Annotated in this window: 9 protein-coding genes; all 9 read left to right on the top strand. The window is 42.4% G+C overall.

Going from position 1 to position 21,353, the window contains the following annotated elements; genetic code table 11:
* Positions 1–86: 86 nt before the first annotated feature.
* On the top strand, positions 87–2,522 hold the full coding sequence (locus ACFQZI_RS09510; protein ID WP_377141649.1) for an ABC transporter permease: 2,436 nt from the start codon (positions 87–89) through the stop codon (positions 2,520–2,522).
* 106 nt (positions 2,523–2,628) lie between these two features.
* Positions 2,629–4,986, top strand: a complete 2,358-nt coding sequence (locus ACFQZI_RS09505; RefSeq protein ID WP_377141646.1) for an ABC transporter permease — start codon at positions 2,629–2,631, stop codon at positions 4,984–4,986.
* Positions 4,987–5,100: 114 nt separating this feature from the next.
* Positions 5,101–7,494 (top strand): ABC transporter permease, encoded by a 2,394-nt coding sequence (locus ACFQZI_RS09500; RefSeq protein ID WP_377141643.1) that lies wholly within the window; start codon positions 5,101–5,103, stop codon positions 7,492–7,494.
* A gap of 52 nt (positions 7,495–7,546) precedes the next feature.
* Positions 7,547–9,937 (top strand): ABC transporter permease, encoded by a 2,391-nt coding sequence (locus ACFQZI_RS09495; protein ID WP_377141640.1) that lies wholly within the window; start codon positions 7,547–7,549, stop codon positions 9,935–9,937.
* 81 nt (positions 9,938–10,018) lie between these two features.
* Entirely contained in the window at positions 10,019–12,421 is a 2,403-nt protein-coding gene (locus ACFQZI_RS09490) for an ABC transporter permease (protein ID WP_377141638.1), read from the top strand.
* 216 nt (positions 12,422–12,637) lie between these two features.
* The gene (locus ACFQZI_RS09485) at positions 12,638–15,037 is read left to right on the top strand and encodes an ABC transporter permease (protein WP_377141635.1); all 2,400 of its coding nucleotides are present in this window, start codon (positions 12,638–12,640) and stop codon (positions 15,035–15,037) included.
* Positions 15,038–15,194: 157 nt separating this feature from the next.
* Complete coding sequence (locus ACFQZI_RS09480; protein ID WP_377141632.1) at positions 15,195–16,223, top strand: DUF4097 family beta strand repeat-containing protein; 1,029 nt, start codon at positions 15,195–15,197, stop codon at positions 16,221–16,223.
* 247 nt (positions 16,224–16,470) lie between these two features.
* Positions 16,471–18,873 carry an ABC transporter permease gene (locus ACFQZI_RS09475; protein ID WP_377141629.1) on the top strand — a complete coding sequence of 801 codons (2,403 nt, stop codon included), beginning with the start codon at positions 16,471–16,473 and terminating at the stop codon, positions 18,871–18,873.
* A 41-nt stretch (positions 18,874–18,914) separates the two neighbouring features.
* The gene (locus tag ACFQZI_RS09470; protein ID WP_377141626.1) at positions 18,915–21,338 is read left to right on the top strand and encodes an ABC transporter permease; all 2,424 of its coding nucleotides are present in this window, start codon (positions 18,915–18,917) and stop codon (positions 21,336–21,338) included.
* Positions 21,339–21,353 lie beyond the last annotated feature (15 nt).

Below are 21,353 nucleotides of genomic sequence, written 5' to 3'. Positions count from 1 at the left end.
GAATTGCCTTAAAAAAGCCCCTTAATGCAATAGATATACTTATGGTTTGGTGGTAATAATTACTACAAAATTTAACATTACCAATTATGTTTAAAAACTACATAAAAACCGCATACCGCAGCCTTTATAAAAATAAAGGCTTTACTGCCATAAATATATTGGGTTTAGCATTAGGGCTTGCCACTTGCCTGTTAATTGTATTTTATGTTGTTGACGAATTAAGTTACGACCGCTATAACACCAAAGCCAGCCGCATTTTTCGCGTAAATGAGGACCTTAAGCTGGGCGAGAACAATGTGCAATATGCCGTTGCCATGCCGCCTTTGGCTAAAACATTAAAAGCAGAATACCCATACGTGGAAGATGCCACCCGGATAAAGGCTGCCGGTACTACTCATGTTAAAAAAGGCAGCATTAATATTGTAGAAAATAAGGTTGGGTTTGTTGATGCCAACATATTTAATGTTTTTACGCTGCCGATGATTGATGGCGACCCTAAAACCGCCCTACTCGAGCCTAATACCGTTGTAATTACCGAAAGCACCGCTAAAAAATATTTTAACACCGTTAACGCCGTTGGCAAAGCTATTGTCTTTAACGATAAAGAAAATTTTAAAGTAACCGGTGTTGTTAAAGACCTCCCCAAACAATCACATTTTAATTTCGACTTTTTTGTATCGCTGGAATCTTTCCCCGATAGCCGTTCTAACGAATGGTTACGTAGTGATTTTAGTACCTATGTGCTGCTTAAAGATGCTAAGGATAGCAAGAAGTTAACTGCAAGCTTCCCGGCATTTTTGCAAAAGTTTAGCGGAGCGCAAATGCAATCTGAGCTTGGCATGAGTATAGCACAATTTGAAAAAAGCGGCAGTCACTTTAAATTATACTTGACAGCACTTACTGATATTCACCTGACATCGAATTTAACAGGTGAATTAAGCGCAAACAGCAGTTCTCAATACATCTACATATTTTCAGCTATAGCGGTATTTATACTGCTGATAGCATGTGTAAACTTCATGAACCTAAGCACAGCGCGTTCGTCAAACCGTGCCCGCGAGGTCGGGGTACGGAAGGTGATGGGATCATCGCGCAAGGACCTTATCTTCCAATTCCTTGCCGAATCTATCATGATCACCCTGGTGGCTACAGTTATTGCTATCACAGCGGCGGCGATGTTACTCCCGGCATTCAACCAGCTATCGGGCAAAGAGATAGTGCTTACCGTGGATACCTTGAAATGGATGATGCCATCATTATTGGCTATTGTATTGATCATCGGTTCGTTGGCGGGTTCGTATCCTGCGTTCTTTTTATCCGCTTTTCAGCCGATAGACGTATTGAAAGGCAAGCTTGCTACCGGGTTTAAAGGCGGCGGCTTACGTAGCTTTTTGGTCGTGTTCCAGTTCTTCGTGTCGATACTGTTAATAATCGGCACATTGGTAATTTATAATCAGTTAAACTTTATCCAAACCAAAAATTTGGGTTATAACCGTAACCAGGTGCTTGTGGTAAAAAACTTGGGCGAATTAAATCAGCAAGCCAAAGTTTTTAAACAGGAACTTACTGAACTGCCCGGTATAAAAGAAGCCACCATGACGGGCTTTTTACCTACTAACGGCTGGCGCAATACACGTATTTATTTTAAAGACACCAATTTTGATCAAAAAAAATCTTTATTCCCACAAAGTTGGGAGGTAGATGCTGATTATATCCCAACCATGGATATGAAGATTGTTAAAGGCCGTAACTTTTCAAACGAAATGATAACCGATTCTACTGCTGTTATTATTAATGAGGCTGCCGCAAAATTCCTTGGATTTGCTGATCCGATAAACAAGTCTATTTACCAATCAAAAGGTGGCGAACGGAAGGGCAGTACTCCAAACATCAGAGAGTGTCGTATTATTGGTGTTGTAAAAGATTTCCACTTCAATTCGCTGCGCGAAAAAATAGAGCCCATTGTATTAACCTATGGCCAAAATAATGGCGCGTTGGCAATTCGTGTAAGTACATCAAACATTACCGGCTTAATGGCGCAGATAAAAGATAAATGGAACAGCCTGTCGCCGGGCGTACAGATCGATTACTCTTTCATGGATCAGGATTTTGACGCGTCCTACCGGTCCGAGCAACGCATTGGTACCATCTTCGTCATATTTACATCGCTGGCTATCATTATAGCCTGCCTGGGCTTATTTGGACTGGCCGCTTACGCCGCGGAACAACGCACCAAAGAAATTGGCATCCGGAAAGTATTGGGTGCCGATGTAAGTGTGATAGTTGCTATGCTTTCAAAAGATTTCATCAAATTGGTTTGTATTGCCATTATAACCGCGTCGCCATTGGCCTGGTATGTAATGAATAAATGGCTGCAGGATTTTGCTTACCGCGTAACTATCCATTGGTGGGTAATAGCGGCTGCAGGTGTTGGGGCATTATTAATAGCATTTGTAACCATCAGTTTTCAATCGGTTAAGGCAGCGCTGGCAAATCCGGTTGATAGTTTAAAAAATGAATGACAGCGCTTGGAGATTTGTTGATCAGATATTAGGACTTGTTAATTAGAAAGTATAGGTTTTAGTATTACCCGTTTAAGAATTAGAGTTTGGAATTTTAATAACCATTATGTTTAAAAATTATTTAAAAGTTACCTGGCGTAACCTGTTAAAAAACAAAGCTTTTACCGGTATAAACATAGCGGGGCTTGCGGTTGGCATGGCCAGCGCGGCATTGATATTGTTTTGGGTACAAAACGAGGTGAGTTACGATCAGTTTCACGCCAATAAGGGCCGCATTTACCAGATGTATAACCGGTCTTTTTTTGATGGTAAGCTCATTTGCTGGGGTACAACGCCTAAACCTATGACCAAGGCATTAAAAATGGAGTACCCACAGATAGAGAAGGCTACACATTACGACAATGCCAACTACCTGTTTACAGTGGGTGATAAACATTTATCGCTGCAAGGCGAACATGTGGATCCCGATTTTCTGAATATATTCAGTTTTCCGCTGGTAAAGGGCAACGCCAATGTTGCTTTGAATAATATGAAAAATATTATCATCACAGAGAAAACGGCCAAAAAACTCTTTGGTGATGCCGACCCTATGGGAAAGTCCATCAAGATAGACAGTGTTGACTATTTCACTGTAACCGGTGTAATGAAGGACCTGCCAAACAATACCCGCTTTAGTTTTGAATACCTGATGCCGTGGACCTACTGGGAAAAATTAAACCAGGGCGAAGACAAAAATTGGGGCAACAACTCGGTGCAAACCTATGTGATGCTGAAGCCCGGCGTTACCGAAGCTTATGCCAATAAGCAGGTAAAAAACATTACCCGTACACATTCCGAAATTAAGGATATTGATGTGTTTATGCATCCTATTACCAAATGGAGGTTATATTCTAAATATGAGAATGGTAAAATAGTAGGAGGAAGGATAACCATCATCAGGCTATTTAGCATTATTGCAGGTTTTATATTATTGATAGCCTGTATCAACTTTATGAATTTAAGCACCGCCCGCAGCGAGAAACGGGCTAACGAGGTGGGTATCCGTAAAGTGGTTGGCGCCTCAAAAACAAGCCTGGTAGCGCAGTTCCTGGGCGAATCTATCATGATCGCGTTAATATCCGGCATAGTGGCGTTAGTTATTATTGAACTTAGCCTGCCATCATTTAATCTACTTACCGAGAAGCAGTTGTACATTCCTTTTTCAAACCCGGTTTTTTGGCTTTTAGTATTGGGCTTTATATTGTTTACAGGAATAGTATCCGGCAGTTACCCCGCGTTATACCTGTCATCGTTTGCCCCGGTAAAGGTTTTAAAAGGCACATTTAAAGCAGCAAGGGCGGTGTTCTCGCCGCGCAAGATCCTGGTGGTAACACAGTTTACGTTTGCCATTGTGCTCATCATCTCTACCATCATTGTAAAACAACAGCTGGACTACGCCCAAAACCGAGATCTGGGGTATAAAAAAGATGCTTTGGTGTACACCTTTATGTCGGGCAATATTACCAAAAACTACAACCTTATCCGCAACGAACTTTTAACAAGCGGGGCAGTTACGGGAGTGGTTAAAACAAGCGCGCCCATGACGGAAGGCTGGAGCGATAGCTGGGACTACAGCTGGCAAGGCAAGCCGGACGGCGCCAAGCTTGATTTTAACATGTTTAACGTTGATGCCGGCTTTGTGAAAACCATGAATCTTAAACTTTTGGCAGGCAGGGATATTGATATTAAAACATATCCGTCGGACTCTACAGCCATTCTGCTTAACGAAGCCGCTGTTAAAACAATGGGCTTTAAAGACCCCATCGGGCAAATAGTTGTTAATGGTAAAACGCAGTTAAAAGTGGTTGGTGTGATCAAAGATTTCATCCTGCAATCGCCATATGAGCCGGTAAGGCCAATGATAGTACAGGGGCCTAAATACTGGTTCAGCGTTATCCATTATAAACTAAACCCGCAGCACAGCACTACCGAAAACCTGAAAACGGTAGAAGCCATCTTCAAAAAATACAATTCGGAGTACCCGTTCGATTATCATTTTGTTGATGACGAATACGCCAAAAAATTTGCCGACGAGCAACGCATTGGCACGCTTGCTACTTTGTTTGCCGGTTTAACCATTTTTATATCGTGCCTTGGCTTATTTGGCCTGGCTACCTATATGGCACAAAACCGCATTAAGGAGATTGGTGTCCGCAAGGTATTGGGTGCATCTGTTATGGGTGTAACCACCATGCTTTCTAAAGATTTCCTGGCGTTGGTAGGTATTTCTTTCCTGATTGCTACACCGGTAGCATGGTACTTTATGCACCAGTGGCTACAGGGGTATTCATATAGGGTAAACATCAGCATATGGGTGTTTACTATAGCCGCATTTGTAACAACGCTTATATCAATTATAACGGTAAGTTTCCAGGCTGTTAAGGCTGCTTTGGCCAACCCGGTTAAAAGTTTGAGGAGTGAGTAGTAGTGATTGGAGAGTGGTTGATTAGAGATTATGTTTATTATTAGTGATTTTACGAATTACTGATTTAGTGATTTCTTTAGAATTTAGTGTTTAGCATTTAGAATTTTCAATAGCATGTTTAAAAATTATCTGAAAATCGCCCTTCGAAACCTTCAAAAGCAAAAGCTTTACAGTTTAATAAACATAAGCGGGCTTGCTGTAGGTTTGGCCGTATGCATGATGATAATGCTATACGTAACGCACGAACTTACCTACGACCGTTTCCATAAGGAAGCGAAACGGATCTATAAACTACAGGCCAGTGTAAAAATTGGTGGCAACACCATGAGCATGAACTATATGAGCTATGCTTCGGGCCCGTTGGTTAAACAGAGCCAGCCCGGGGTGGAGGGTTATATGCGTACCTTAGATTATTTTAAACCTGTTGTAGTTAGTACACCCGCTAAACCCGATCATAAATTTACTGAAGACAAGCTGGTTTTTGCCGACCCAACATTCTTTAACTTTTTCACTTTCAAAGTCATATCAGGCACTAACTCAAGCATATTAGATAAACCTTTTACGGTGGTAATATCGCAGGACATGGCAAAAAAATATTTTGGCGATGCCGATCCTGTTGGCAAAACCATTCGCCTTAAAACCGATAGCGCGTACCTGTACCAGGTTACCGGCGTTGCAGAGAACGCGCCGTCAAACTCTTCCATCAGTTATAATTTTGTGGCTTCTGCAAGCAGTTTGCTGGCCATGAAAGAGGCTAAAAACTATACAGGCGAGCAAAGCATATCGTCGGGCTCCTTTAACCTGTTCTTATTGCTGAAAAACGCCGCCGATACAGCGGGTACGCGTAAAAGCCTGCAGGCAATGGCCAATAAAAACAAGGATGATTTTGAAACGCATTATAAGCTGTCATCCCTTACCAGCCTGCACCTTGACAACAACTTCGGCGATTTCTCTAACCTAAAATATTTAAAAATATTCCCCTTGGTTGCCGTATTGATATTGCTGCTTGCCCTGGTAAATTATATGAGTTTGACCACTGCACGTGCAACTCTAAGGGCCAAAGAAGTGGGCGTAAGGAAGGTATCTGGCGCAAGCCGTAAAACTATTGCCGCCCAGTTTTATGTAGAAACCGGTTTGTTTACCGTACTGTCGTTTGGGTTGGGGTATGTGCTTTGTTACGCATTTAAACCCTGGTTCCTGAATGTGCTGCAACTTAAGATAGATAACTCATTTCTTTATAACCCACAGGTGCTGTTGCTTTTATTTGGATTGCTGCTATTAACAGCTTTTATAGCCGGCATTTATCCGTCAATAGTTTTATCATCATTTAAACCTGTTATTACGCTGAAGGGAAAAATGAGCAGGCAGGCCGGTGGTATAACCGTACGCAAGGTATTTACAACTCTACAGTTTAGCATTGCTGTCGGCCTTATCATTTGCGGTGTGGTTATCGACAGACAATTATACTACTTAAGGCATGCCGACACAGGCCTTAACCGCGAGAATGTAGTAATGATCCCCGTTGGCAATAGCATAGGCAAAAACTACCCGGCATTTAATAAAGATGTTAGGGCGTTGGCCGGTATAAGCACCGTAGCCACATCGCGTTATGCCATGTACGGTGGTTTTGATATGTTTTTTGTTGAAGGCAAAACCAAAGGCGAGAGTACAGCGCTGGCATCATTATCTGTTGATGATAAGTTTATTAACACGCTTGGGCTGGAGTGGAAATTTGAACCTGCCCCAAATACGCAGCTGGCGGGCCGTAATAAAATTATAATAAATGAGACCGCCATTAAAGAGCTTAAACTACCCGCTAATCCTGTAGGGAGTATTGTAGATGCCGGTAACCAGAAGCTGGAAGTGGCGGGTGTTGTCAAAAATTTCAATTTCAGTTCGATGGAAAGCACAATTGGCCCGCTAAGCTTAGCTATAGCTGCTGATACCACACAGTTTTGGGGCCACATAAGCTGCAATCTTTTCGCCCGGATAAAGCCGCATACTAATATACCATCAATGATAGGGGCTATACAGGCCATTTACAAAAAGTACGACCAGGAAACGCCCTTTAGCTATACGTTTATGGATGATGCCTTTGATAAGCAATATAAAGCCGAAGACAGGCTGGCATCCATATTCGGCACTTTTACCTACATCACCATATTGCTGGCTACGCTTGGTTTATTTGGCTTAGCAGCATTCACAATTGAACAACGCAACAAAGAGATAGGTATCCGCAAGATATTAGGTGCAAGCATGGCCACCATAACCACTTTGTTATCTACAGGTTTTATAAAGCTTATTGTGCTCTCGGTAGTAATAGCATCGCCTATAGCCTGGTATGCTATGTATAACTGGCTGCAAAACTTCGCTTACCGCATTGCTGTGCCGTGGTGGGTATTTGCATTTGCAGGTGCGCTGGCGCTAATAACAGCCATAGTAACGATAAGCTATCATGCTTTAAAGGCGGCCCTGGCCAATCCGGTTGAGAGCCTGCGATCGGAGTAGTTGTAAAATATAAGGTAAAAAAGTAGCACGTTTAATAATAAAATCAAACACCATGATAAGGAACTATATTAAAACCGCCTGGCGTAACATCTTACAAAACAAGTTTTACGCTGCTATAAACGTAACAGGTTTAACAATAGGCCTTGTTGTGGGCCTGTTTATGCTGCTTTGGGTGCAGGATGAATTAAGTTTCGATAAAAACAACTCTAATGCACCCAGTATTTATAAAATAGGCATTGTTGGGGGTACAGGTATAAGCAAACAGATCTTTAATAATATTATTGGGCCGGTAGCTACTTTTGCCAAAAACGAAATACCCGAGGTTAAGGATGCCGTCCGCATTATGTCGGTTGGCGACGCGCCGTTTAAATATAAGGACAAAGTGTTTTATGAACAAAATTTTGCTTTTGTAGACCCCTCGTATTTTAGTGTATTTGATTTTAACCTGATAAAGGGAGATACACGCAACCCCTTCCCGGATAATAACTCGGTAGTTATAACTGAAAGTACAGCCAAAAAATTTTTCGGTAACGAAGACCCTATAGGTAAAGTAGTTATTACGGGACAGGACGAGCAGAATAAAGTAACAGGAGTGATACCGGATTACCCGGCTAACTCAAGCTTTCAGTACCATGTAATGTTGCCGATATCGCGTTTTAACTACCTTGCCTACGTAAAAAGTAAAACCAGTTACGATAACAAAAATGTTGTACCATCTATAGACGCCGACTGGTCGGCCTTTAGGTTTCAAACCTTCCTGTTACTAAAGAACAACAACGTAAATACCGCCCTGCTCGAAAAGAAATTGCAGGCTATACACGAACGCCAAAAGCCCGAGGATGCGCCGGTGCCATACCTTGCCCAGCCTTTGCTAAAAATGCACCTGTATAAAGCAGATGGCACAGACGCGGGAATGTCAACAGTGAGCACATTTGCCATCGTAGCTTTAATGATCCTCATTATTGCCTGCATCAACTACGTAAACCTTTCAACAGCCCGTTCTATGCTGCGTGCCAAAGAAGTAAGTATGCGCAAAATAATAGGGGCCGGCAAGTTCCAGCTGTTTATGCAGTTTATGGTAGAAACGGCTTTGCTATTTCTCATCGCGTCTGTTTTTGCCTTTTTATTGATGGTTTTACTATTACCTGAGTTTAACCAGTTTTCGGGCAAGCAAATTGTATTAAGTTTATCTAACTATAACATCTGGCTTTGCATTATTTTAACATTGATAGGTACTCTTACAGCATCAAGCATTTATCCGGCTTTATTGCTGTCGTCCTTTGAACCGTTAAAAGCGTTAAAGGGTAAGATCTCGGCGAGCATTGGCAACGTGGCATTCAGGCGGGTACTTGTTGTATTACAATTCTCTGCATCAATAGTACTTATTGTGGGCACGCTGGTAATTGGTAACCAGTTAAGATATATCCGTAATAAAAACCTGGGGTACGATAAAGAGAACGTGTTCTCCTTTAACATGCGTACCGATATGCAAAAGCATTATGACGTGGTTAAAACCGACCTGTTGAAAAACCCCGCGGTTTTATCTGTTACCCGCGCCGGCGCCAATATCATAGAAAGCGGCAGTTCTACAGGTGATAACGACTGGGACGGTAAACCCAAAAACTCTAACATGTGGTTCGCCCAGATCTATTCTGATAAGGATTTTATACCATTCTTTAAAGTAAAGATGCTGGAGGGGGCAAACTTTACAGGCGCCGTGGCTGATTCGGCCCACTTTATTATTAATGAGACCGCTGTTAAAGAAATGGGCCTTACTAACCCCATAGGTAAGCGCCTGCGCATACAAACCCGTAACGGCACCATTATAGGCGTGGTTAAGGATTTCCATTTTAATACTATTCATAAAAAGATAGAACCCGCTGTATTTCAATACCAGCCAGATTACTCGTGGAGGGTTTATGTAAAAACCACCGGCCGCGACGCGCAAAAAGCTATAGCAGCCGCATTATCCTCATGGAAACAGTACAATAGCGATATACCATTTAACTATGCTTTTTTAGACGATACCTATACTAAGTTATACACCATGGAACAAAAGCAGGGTGCGTTATTTAACCTGTTTGCCACCATTGCCATTGTAATATCATGTCTGGGATTATTTGGCCTTGCCACTTACTCGGCGCAGGTAAAAACAAGGGAAATTGGTATCCGTAAGGTGCTTGGCGCCAGCGTAACCAAAATAATTGGCCTGCTGGCAACAGAGTTTATGGTGCTTATTATAGTTGCCATTGTAATAGCCATGCCAATTGCCTGGTTTGCCATGAATAGCTGGCTGCAGGATTTTGCCTATAAAATTAATATCGGCTGGGTAGTTTTCCTGTTCGCCGGAGGTGGAGCATCCGTCATAGCGCTGTTAACCATCAGCATACAATCTGTAAAGGCAGCAATGGCTAACCCGGTAAAAAGTTTAAGAAGCGAATAATTCAATTAGTGATTTACCGAATTATTGAATTAGTGATTTTCTTTTTTAGAGTTTAGGATTTAGCTTTTAGAATTTAAAAACATGTTAAAAAACCACTTTAAAACCGCGTGGAGAAATTTTTGGAAACACAGGGCAACCGGCTTTATTAATATTGCCGGTTTATCTGTTGGTATGGCTGCCGCCGTATTCATTTTTATATGGGTACAAAACGAGTATAATTTTGATAAGGATGTGCCCTATGGAGAAAACATATACCGCGTTAAAGATTATTTGGCGATAGATAAAACCAGTACCTGGATCTGGGAAAGCTCGCCATATATGCTGGGCGAAGAAGCTAAAAAACAAATGCCGGAAGTTGAAGGCCTTACCCGTTTACAAGCCGTAAACTATGCACCGCTTCAGCTTAACATTCGCGGGGAGTTTTTCCCCGAAACTGCCGCCGCTTATGTAGATAACGATTGGTTCGATATGTTTAAAAGCAAGTTTATAAGCGGCAACGCCATTGCTTTTAAGCAAAATCCGCACAGTATCATTCTATCGGCAAGCAAGGCTAAAAAGTACTTTGCTAATGAAGACGCCATTGGAAAAACGATCCGGATAGATAGTAACGAATACCAGGTGCAGGCTGTAGTGAAAGACGCCCCTGCAAACTCCAGTTTTAAGTATGATGTATTTATCCCCATTGCTGCAAGGCATACCGATATTAAGCAAAAGGAAAACGAAATGCAATGGGGCAATTTTTATTACCTCACGTTTTTAAAGCTTAAAACCGGTACCGATCTTAAAAGTACGTCTACCAAACTACAAAGTATACTTGACAAACATCGCGATCAAAAGAATCTTAAGATAGGTTTAATTAAGCTTGCCGATATCCACTTTGAAAATGATCTGCAAAATTCCAGCATCATCCATGGCGATAAAAAGGTAGTGATGATATTTGTGATACTCGGCATACTGTTGTTGGTAATAGCATGTATAAACTATGTAAATCTCACCACCGCAAGGGCCAGCCTGCGCGCGAAAGAGGTGAGTATAAAGAAAATAGTTGGGGCGGGCAGGGGCAATCTCTTCGCCCAGTTTACAGCAGAATCGGCTTTGATAAGTTTTTTTGCACTTGCGTTAACTATATTTATTATAGCAACCCTAATGCCTGCCTTTAATAGTTTTACCGAACGCAATTTTTCACTTTCAGAAGATTCGGGATACTTGTGGCTAATCATGATAGGTACACTATTGGTAACCATTATTTTAAATAGTGTGTACCCGGCTTTATTGCTATCGTCATTTAAACCTTTAAATACATTTAGAGGCGCAAGCGTGTTAAAAATGAACGATGCTACACTGCGTAAGGGCTTAGTTGTATTGCAGTTCACCTTTTCTATATTTTTAATAGTAGGTGTAATAACCATTTATCGTCAACTGGCATTTATCCGTTCACAAAACCCGGGATACAACCGCTCCCAATTAATGTCGTTTAATGTGCCCTGGGAAGCATTTGATAAATTAGATGATAATGCCAAGGGGGCTATAAAAGCAACCATTAAACAAAGTTTATTACAGCAGCCACCCATTCAGGCGGTGTCGTTAATAGGTGTAAGCTCAATTCAAAATAATGAAAACTACTCTTCGGGAGGAGCCGACTGGGATGGTCGCGCTAAAGATTTTGCCCCGGCTGTATCCTATTTCACCGTTGATGCAGATTATAATAAATTAGTTAAACTGCAATTTATTACCGGCAGGTGGTTTACAGAGGGTAAAAGCGATGAACGTAATTGTATCCTCAACGAAACTGCTGTTAAAGAATTTAACTTACACAAGCCTTATGTAGGCCAGCGTTTTGTATCCAATGGTGATACAGGCGTAGTAATTGGAGTTGTTAAAGACTTTAATTACCGCAGCATGCACGATAAGATAGGGGCGGTTGCATTTAAGCCTAACAATAGTTACAATACTAACTACCTTATAAAAGTTGCGCCCAATAAGCAAGCCCAAGCCGTAAAAGCGGCTGAGGCCATATGGAAACAAAATTTCCCCGGCGAGCCATTTACTTATAACTTCCTCGATCAGGAATTTGATAAGATCTATCGTAACGATGCACGCTCATCGGGCCTTATGTCGGTATTTGCTTTGGTTGCAGTTGTAATATCGTGCCTCGGTTTATTTGGCTTAGCCGCCTTTACAGCAGAGCAGAGAGGTAAAGAAATAGGCATTCGCAAAGTATTAGGCGCTACGGTAACCGGTATAGTATCCCTTATTTCGGTGGATTTTATCGTACTGGTAATTATAGCGCTTGTAATTGCATCGCCACTGGCATGGTGGCTCATGAATATGTGGTTGCAAAACTTTGCCTACAGGATTGAAATGCAATGGTGGATCTTCCTGTTGGCGGGCGTTATTGCAGTATTAATAGCTTTTGCAACCATCAGCTTCCAGGCTATAAAGGCAGCGGTAGCTAACCCGGTAAAAAGTTTGCGCTCTGAGTAGAGATCAGAGCACAGAGATTGAAGATTAGAGATTAAAAAACGTATGAATCATCTAATCACTAATTAAATCTCCCGCACATAGCTGTATCATTACCGAACACCCTGTGTTACAGATACGTACGTACTGCCACGTATATAATTAGCTTAATTTATTGATAATTAAGCCATTATATATGTGGCATTTTATTTAAGTTTATATTGATCAAACAACACTGCCATGATCAGGAACTACTTTAAAATTGCGTGGAGAAACCTCCAAAAACATAAAGCTTTCTCTTTCATAAACATATTTGGCCTGGCTATGGGTATAGCCGCTTTTTGGCTGATAACACTTTATGTTACAGATGAATGGAGTTACGACCGTTATAACACCAAAGCCGACCGCATTTTTCGAGTTGTACAGCACGGGCAGTGGAACGGCGGCAAGTTTGATATAGCCGTAACCTCGCCACCTTTTGCCCCGACTTTAAAAGCCGAGTACCCGCAGGTTGAAGATGCCGTACGGATAGATGCCGAAGGTGGTGGTAAAATTACCTATGGCGATAAAACCATAAACGAAGGCAGCATGTTGCTTACCGATAACAGCTTCTTCAATATTTTCACCCACCGGTTTATTTATGGCGATGCAAAGGATGCCTTATCAAAACCACAAACCATTGTGCTTACAAAAACCCTCGCCGAAAACTTGTTTGGCGATGCATCTACAGCGCTTAACGAAACCATTGATATTGATGGCCAGCCCACTAACGTTACCGGCGTAATTGCGGATGTACCCGTAAACGCCCACTTTACATTTAAGGCCTTACGCGCCCTGCCTGCCAATTATACCGGTGGCGACGCAAATTGGGGTAACTCGGGTATCTACACCTATTTGCTGTTAAAACAGCATAACGATTATAAACAATTAGAGGCAGCATCCGACGCGTTTTTTATTAAGCACCTTAAAGCAGGCTTAGGCTCCATGAAATTCACCATGCAACTGCAGCCATTAACTGATATTCACCTGCGCTCTAACCTAAGCTATGAACTGGGATCTAATGGTAACATCACTTACGTTTATGTGTTTAGCATAACCGCCTTGCTGATATTGGTTATCGCTATTATAAATTACGTAAACCTAACTACGGCAAGGTCGTCTATTCGTGTAAAAGAAATTGGCGTACGCAAGGTTATTGGGTCCGACAGGAAACAGCTTATGGTCATGTTCTTTGCGGAATGTATCTTGTTAACGTTTATCGCTACCCTAATAGCGGCAGCCATTATTCAATTCGCGCTACCGTATTTTAACCAGCTATCTGGCAAAAACCTGGTACTTCTACAGTTTGGCGCTACAAAAACCATCGCCGCATTTATGGGCTTTAGCTTGGTGGCCGGGGTGTTAAGCGGTATTTACCCGGCTTTATTCCTGTCGGGATTTAAAACAATATCGGCTATGAAGGGGCAGTTGGGCAACCAGCTTTCTACCATTCTATTCAGGAAATCATTAGTGGTGTTTCAGTTTGTAATTACCATTGTGATGATAGCCGGCTCGTGCATTATTTACCAGCAATTAAATTATTTCCAAAAACGCGATTTGGGCTTTAATAAGGCACAAACGCTGACATTCCATATCAATAGCCGCGAAGTAAGAGGTAAGGCCGACGCTTTAAAACAACAGCTGTTATTAAACCCGGCCATTGAAGCGGTTGGCATAGCCGGCAACCCTATAGGTAATAACAACATTGGCGGCGGCGATTTTAACCTTGGGCCGGATGGCAAAGCCAATGCCGAAACTAAAATTGTGCAGAACCTGCAAATTGATGAAGATTTTATTCCTACGCTTCAAATAAGAATGGCCGCCGGCCGTAATTTCTCCAAAAATATTACCAGCGATGTTACCGACGCCATATTGGTGAACGAAACCCTTGTAAAAGAGCTGGGTTGGAAAGATGCAGTGGGTAAACGTGTACGCACAGGTGTAGATGAAAAGGGAAAGATTATTGAACAAACAATAGTGGGTGTGGTGAAAGATTTTAACACTTATTCGCTACAGCACAAAATTGCGCCCATGACCATGACGCTGCCTGCCGAAGCAAAGGATAAAGACAATTTGTACATCCGCATAAGCAGGGGCAACGTACAGGCATCGCTGGATTACATCGCCAAAGTGTACAGTACATTTGATATTGAGAACAAAGCTGAGTTTCATTTCCTCGATCAAAATTTTGCAGCGCAGTATCAAACAGAACAAAAACAGGGCACCATCCTGCTCATCTTCACTATACTGGCTATCAGCATTGCCTGCCTTGGCTTATTTGGACTTGTAACCTTTACTGCCGAGCAAAGGGTAAAAGAAATAGGCATCCGCAAGGTGCTTGGCGCAAGTGTCGTGAGCATTGTAAACCTGCTGTCAACAGACCTGATGAAGCTGGTAATTATAGCAACCCTTATAGCTTGCCCTATAGCCTGGTTTGCCATGGATATATGGCTGCAGGATTTCGCTTATAAAATAAACATCAGCTGGTGGGTATTCATACTGGCGGGTACAGGCGCCGCAGTGGTGGCGTTTGCCACAGTGGGCACCCAGGCTGTAAAAGCGGCGCTTAATAACCCGGTAAAAAGTCTAAGGTCGGAATAAAGGTCAGTTCATAGGTAATAGTTTATGGTTAATTGCAGAAAAAAGTCTAAAAACTTTCGTCAATCAACTATGAACCATCCACTATGAACTTTTTCCGCTAACTCATGCAACCAATACCACAATAAAGTAGTCTTACAGATATTAACTTAAACACATTATGAAAAAGTATTTCCTTTTTTTACTTATGGCGTCGTCTGTTTACCTTTCATCGGCACAGGATAACAAAACGCCATATTATACCCGTTCGTTAGCAAATGACGGTATTAAACGCGTATTTTTAAATACCAGTGGTGGTAGCATCAGCGTAAGCGGCGCCGGAGACCAGCAGCCACATATTGATGTTTATGTAACCGGCAACAGGATAGGGCAGTTAAGCAAGGAAGAAATTAAAAAACGCCTTGAAGAAAACTACATCCTTGATATTGATATACATGATGGCGAGCTACACGCTACAGCCAAAAGCCGCCGTAATTTTAACTGGGGTAATAAATCGTTAAGTATTGGCTTTAAAGTTTATGTAAACAACCAAACAGCTACTGCGCTTAACACCAGCGGTGGCAGCATCCACCTGGATAACCTTACCGGCGCGCAAACGTTTGAAACAAGTGGCGGCAGTATTAGTGTAGATAAAGTTAACGGCGTAATTAAAGGCGAAACCAGCGGCGGCAGCATACATGTGTCGAATGCAAAGCCTTCTATCGATCTGGAAACCAGTGGCGGCAGCATCACCGCGGATAATTGCAGCGGCAAGATCCGTTTAGAAACCAGCGGCGGCTCATTAAATCTTGTAGACCTTAAAGGTACCATTGATGCCAGAACGAGTGGTGGCAGCGTAAGCGGCAATAATATAGATGGCGAGATAATTACCGGCACCAGCGGCGGTAGTGTAAACCTTGTGGCCATGAGCGGCAGTGTTGACGCATCTACCAGCGCGGGCAGTATGCATGTGCAAATGCTGCGTGTGGGTAAATACGTTAAAATTGATGCCAGCTCGGGCCATGTTGACCTGCAATTACCGGCCAACCAGGGTGTAGATGTAGACCTTCGCGGCAACAGGGTAAACTTTAGCTTAAATGGCAAGTTTGAAGGCAATAAAGAAAAAGAACGTGTTAACGGCAAACTTAACGGCGGTGGATCATTAGTTGAGGTGCGCGGCGATGGTACGGTAAATGTATCGAGCAAATAGCGGGTTGAGTGTGATTAGTCATTAGAAATCAGAGGTTAAGCTTAATTGCTTAGCCTCTAATTTTTTAAGACAACTTTTAGGATAAAACTAATCTCTAATAACTAACGGCTAATCTTTACAATTAACTGTATCATAACCGAACAATAGCTGTTACGATAGCGAACACAAAATTCACTTAAAAGATAATAAACAATTGATTATCAATAAATTAAAACTTTGGTATCGCTTTTAAGTATATGAATATATTATGATCAAAAATTATATAATAATAGCATGGAGAAGCCTCACTAAAAACAAGATATTCTCCTTTATTAATATGTTTGGTTTGGCTATCGGCCTTGCCTGTTGTATGCTTATTACCGGCTACCTGTACCAGGAGCTTACCTACGATACTTATTCTGCCAATGCCAAACAGCTTTATCGTGTTAACTTAGGCACAATTGGCTCGGTTGGTACAGATACTTATCCAATGGTTGACATTGCCGTTGGCGAGGGCATGAAAAATGCTTACCCAGAAATACTTGCCTCAACACGTTTAAATAGCAACATGCCATCATTTGTAGAATATGGCACCCGCCAGTTTAAAGAAAATGGGTTGGTACGCGTTGATTCAAATTTTTTGCAGCTCTTTTCTCTTCCGTTGATCGAAGGCGATAATAAAACCGCATTGGTCGAGCCTAACAGCGTTGTGCTTACAAAAGAGATGGCCAAAAAATATTTTGGCGATGCGCCTGCAGTGGGCAAAATGATACTGATAGCTAAACAACCTGTAAAGGTTACCGGCGTAATTAATAAAGTTCCGGATAATTCGCATTTCCATGCAGATGCCTTTATAAGTTTAGATACTAAAAACAGGCAGCAAACCTGGAGCAATGTTGGTTTTTACACTTACTTATTGCTCGATAAAAATGCCGACCCTAAAAAGCTGGAAGCACAGTTTCCTCAGCTGGTTGCCAAATATGTAGTCCCCGAGATACAGCGCGATATGGGTGTTAGCCTTGCCGAAGCGCAAAAATCTGTAAATACATTCAAATTTAGTTTACAACCTGTAACCGATATCCACCTGCACTCGCACACCAAATACGAGCGTGAGGCAAACGGCGATATCAATTACATATACATATTTGGCGCTTTAGCGTTGTTTATCCTGGTATTGGCGGGTATTAACTTTACTAATCTATCTACCGCGGCATCAGCCAAACGTTCTAAAGAAGTTGGTATCCGTAAGGTTTTAGGCTCATTAAAAAGCAGCCTGGTTGGTCAGTTTTTAGCAGAATCTATCATGCTGACCACCCTGGCCATGGTATTTGGTTTAATATTGGTTTACCTGTTGCTGCCGTATTTTAATGAAGTGGCCGGCAAAAACACCACCATGCAGTTTTACTTAAACTACAAAGCCATTATTGTTGAATTGGTAATAGCACTAATAGTGGGTATTGCCGCGGGTATTTACCCTGCATTCTTTATCTCATCGTTTAAAATACTAAGTGTTTTAAAGGGTAATACCGGCACGCAAAATAGCAAGAGCTTGTTACGTAGCGGGCTGATCGTATTTCAGTTTGCCATATCAACCATGTTCATCATCGGTACTATGATCGTTTATCAGCAATTGCATTACATGCAAAATCAAAAACTTGGTTACGATAAAGAACAGGTATTGGTTATAAACGACACCTATGCGCTCGGAAATAACCTGGAGCCATTCAGGAATCAATTACTGCAAAACAAGCAGGTAGTAAACGCAACCATATCAAGCGATGTACCTGTACGAATAAGCGACGGTACACAGATCTACCTGAAATCTTCCACTTCTGATGCTTCTCACAGTGAAGTGCATAGCGCGATATATCACATCGATGAAAGCTATCTGCCAACCATGGGCATGAAGATAGCCGCCGGTCGTAACTTTTCGCCTGCCTCTCCGGGCGATTCATCGGCAGTAATCGTAAATGAAACGGCTGTTAAAGAATTAGGCATCGCTGCCGATCCCATTGGCAAGACCATTGTACGTTCGGGTCAGCGCGAGTTTACCATAGTGGGGGTTGTAAAAGATTTCCATTACTCATCGGCCAAAGAAAAAATAGCGCCTTTAATGATGCTTTATGGCCACAGTAATGGCGCTATGATGGTAAAAGTAAAAGCTTCAGACGTAGCCGGATTACTATCAGACATCAAGCAACAATGGGCCGATTTCCACGCCGATGCACCATTCAGCTACTCATTCCTCGACGATCAGTTTGCGCAGCTTTACGTAGCCGAGGCACGCACCGGTAAAATATTTACATCGTTCGCGGTGCTGGCAGTTATCATCGCAAGTTTGGGTTTATTTGGCTTATCTGCATTCAGCATCCGCCAAAGGGTGAAAGAGATAGGCATCCGTAAGGTTTTGGGCGCATCATCGGGCAATATAACCGGCATGCTCTCGGCACAATTTTTAAAACTGGTGGGCTTATCCATTTTAATTTCGGTGCCTGTAACCTGGTATGCCATGCATAAATGGCTGCAAGAGTTTGCTTACAGGGTAGCGATACATTGGTGGGTATTTGTTGTGGCGGGCGCTATTGCCTTAATGGTGGCATTTATAACTGTAAGCTTCCAATCTGTTAGGGCGGCATTAGCCAACCCTGTAAAAAGTTTGCGTTCGGAATAGAGATCAGTTAATTTAGGATTTAGAATTTTACCTATCACATTATGTTCAAAAACTATTTTAAAACAGCTTTCAGGAGCTTAAAAAAGAATAAAGGCTTCACTATTATTAACGTTTTAGGCCTTGCGTTAGGCTTATGCGTTTGCATGCTGATAGTTTTTTATGTGATTGATGAACTGGGGTATGATAAATTCAACACCAAAATAGACCGTATTTACCGCGTAAACAACGACATTAAATTTGGTGGCAGCGACCGCTCGTTCGCGCAAAGCCCGGCACCGTTGGCGGCGGCAATGATGTCCGATCTGCCCGAGGTGGAAAAAACTGTGCGCTTTAGGGTAAACGGAGCATTCAAGATACGTAAGGGCGACCAGAATGTACAGGAACCTGGCATGATCTACGCAGATGCCGACCTGTTTAACGTGTTTACCCTGCCCATGATCCAGGGCGACCCTAATACCGCCTTAACAGCCCCAAACAGCGTGGTAATTAACGAAACCATCGCCAAAAAATATTTTAATACAACCAATGCTGTTGGCAAAAGCCTGCTGCTGAACGATTCACTTAATTATAAAGTGACCGGTGTAATAAAGGACATTCCAAAGCAATCGCACTTTAGGTTTAGCATTTTCATGTCTATGGTATCCTTACCGGATAGTAAAGTTGCTAATTGGCTAAGCAATAATTACAACACTTATGTGCTGTTAAAACCCGGCGCAAGCCCGCAGGCAATGGAAGCAAAGTTCCCGGCAATGGTTCGCAAATATGTTGGCGGCCAGTTAGAACCTGCCATCCGTATGAGTTACGATCAGTTTGTAAAAACAGGCAGTTACTTTAAAATGAACCTTACCGCGTTAAAGGATATCCACTTAACATCCAACCGTATCGCCGAGTTGGGCAATAACAGCAACATACAGTATGTGTACATCTTTTTGGCGGTAGCCATTTTTATATTATTGATAGCCTGTGTAAACTTCATGAACCTTAGTACCGCCCGGTCATCAAACCGTGCCCGCGAAGTTGGGGTACGCAAGGTTCTGGGCTCGCCCCGCAAAATGCTGATAGCACAGTTTTTATCAGAATCTATCATTGTAACTTTTATTGCTACGGTAATAGCCGTATTTGCCGCCTGGGCATTGTTACCTTACTTTAACGATACATCGGGTAAGGAACTGACCTTTACAGCGCAAACATTTATTTGGCTGGTGCCGGTATTATTAATCGCCGTATTAATTATAGGCGGCCTTGCAGGTTCTTATCCAGCGTTTTTCCTGTCGGCTTTTCAACCAATAGACGTGTTGAAGGGTAAGCTGGCATCAGGTTTTAAGGGTGGTTTTTTGCGTAGCTTTTTGGTGGTGTTCCAGTTTTCGATCTCCATATTTTTGATCATCGGCACCATGGTGATCTATCATCAGCTAAAATATATACAAAACAAAAACCTGGGTTACGAGCGCGACCACGTGCTGGTTGTAAAAGGCACAAGCACCTTAAACGAGCAAGCCAAAGTATTAAAGGAGGAATTAAAACGCTTACCCGGTGTTAAAAATGCTACGTTAACCGGCTTTACACCCACTGCCGATTACCGCAACAGCACAACCTTTTTTACCAGCCAGGCACGCGATAGTAAAACAGCGCTTTCCACACAATTTTGGGGTGTGGATGGAGATTATATACCAACCATGGGTATGAAGATAGTCAACGGCCGAAACTTCGCTAAAGAATTGTCTACCGATTCGGCATCGGTTATCATCAATGAAACGGCCGCAAGGCAACTGGGCTTTGCCAACCCTATTGGCCATGAGCTTTACCTGCCAATGGACGAAAAGGCTTCTATACTAAAGCAGGTACATATTGTTGGTGTGGTGAGGGATTTTAACTTCAGTTCGCTACGCGAAAATGTAACCTCCCTGGTATTTGAACTGTCAAATAATACCGATGCCCTATCTGTTCAGGTAAACACTGCCGACATGGCGGGCCTTATCGCTCAGGTGAAAAGCAAGTGGCAATCCGTATCGCCAAATATGCCGTTTCAATATTCTTTTATGGACGAGGAGTTTGATGCTACTTACCGCACCGAGCAACGCATAGGAAAGATTTTCGTCTCGTTCACCACAATGGCCATTATAATAGCGTGCCTTGGCCTGTTTGGCCTTGCTGCCTATGCTGCCGAGCAGCGTACCAAAGAAATTGGCATTCGTAAGGTATTAGGCGCAAGTGTATCTATTATTGTAGGTATGCTTTCTAAAGATTTTATAAAACTTGTCGTCATCTCTATTGTGATAGCGTCGCCGCTGGCATGGCTTGCCGGTAGGTACTGGCTATCCGGCTTTGCATACCGCGACGGTATCAAGTGGTGGATCATCGCCTCGGCAGGGGCAGGGGCAATGGTCATAGCTTTTATTACCATAAGCTTCCAATCTATAAAAGCGGCGCTGGTAAACCCTGTAAGGAGTTTAAAAAGTGAGTAAGAGGGAGATTAAGAG

Origin of the sequence: Mucilaginibacter lutimaris, assembly GCF_042676625.1 — a bacterium.
Lineage (GTDB): Bacteria > Bacteroidota > Bacteroidia > Sphingobacteriales > Sphingobacteriaceae > Mucilaginibacter > Mucilaginibacter lutimaris.
This window is presented reverse-complemented; position numbering and strand designations above follow the sequence as displayed.

Excerpts from the sequence above, each read along its gene's own strand:
- ACFQZI_RS09510 (WP_377141649.1), top strand. The coding sequence starts at position 87 with ATGTTTAAAAACTACATAAAAACCGCATACCGCAGCCTTTATAAAAAT.
- ACFQZI_RS09505 (WP_377141646.1), top strand. The coding sequence starts at position 2,629 with ATGTTTAAAAATTATTTAAAAGTTACCTGGCGTAACCTGTTAAAAAAC.
- ACFQZI_RS09500 (WP_377141643.1), top strand. The coding sequence starts at position 5,101 with ATGTTTAAAAATTATCTGAAAATCGCCCTTCGAAACCTTCAAAAGCAA.
- ACFQZI_RS09495 (WP_377141640.1), top strand. The coding sequence starts at position 7,547 with ATGATAAGGAACTATATTAAAACCGCCTGGCGTAACATCTTACAAAAC.
- ACFQZI_RS09490 (WP_377141638.1), top strand. The coding sequence starts at position 10,019 with ATGTTAAAAAACCACTTTAAAACCGCGTGGAGAAATTTTTGGAAACAC.
- ACFQZI_RS09485 (WP_377141635.1), top strand. The coding sequence starts at position 12,638 with ATGATCAGGAACTACTTTAAAATTGCGTGGAGAAACCTCCAAAAACAT.
- ACFQZI_RS09480 (WP_377141632.1), top strand. The coding sequence starts at position 15,195 with ATGAAAAAGTATTTCCTTTTTTTACTTATGGCGTCGTCTGTTTACCTT.
- ACFQZI_RS09475 (WP_377141629.1), top strand. The coding sequence starts at position 16,471 with ATGATCAAAAATTATATAATAATAGCATGGAGAAGCCTCACTAAAAAC.
- ACFQZI_RS09470 (WP_377141626.1), top strand. The coding sequence starts at position 18,915 with ATGTTCAAAAACTATTTTAAAACAGCTTTCAGGAGCTTAAAAAAGAAT.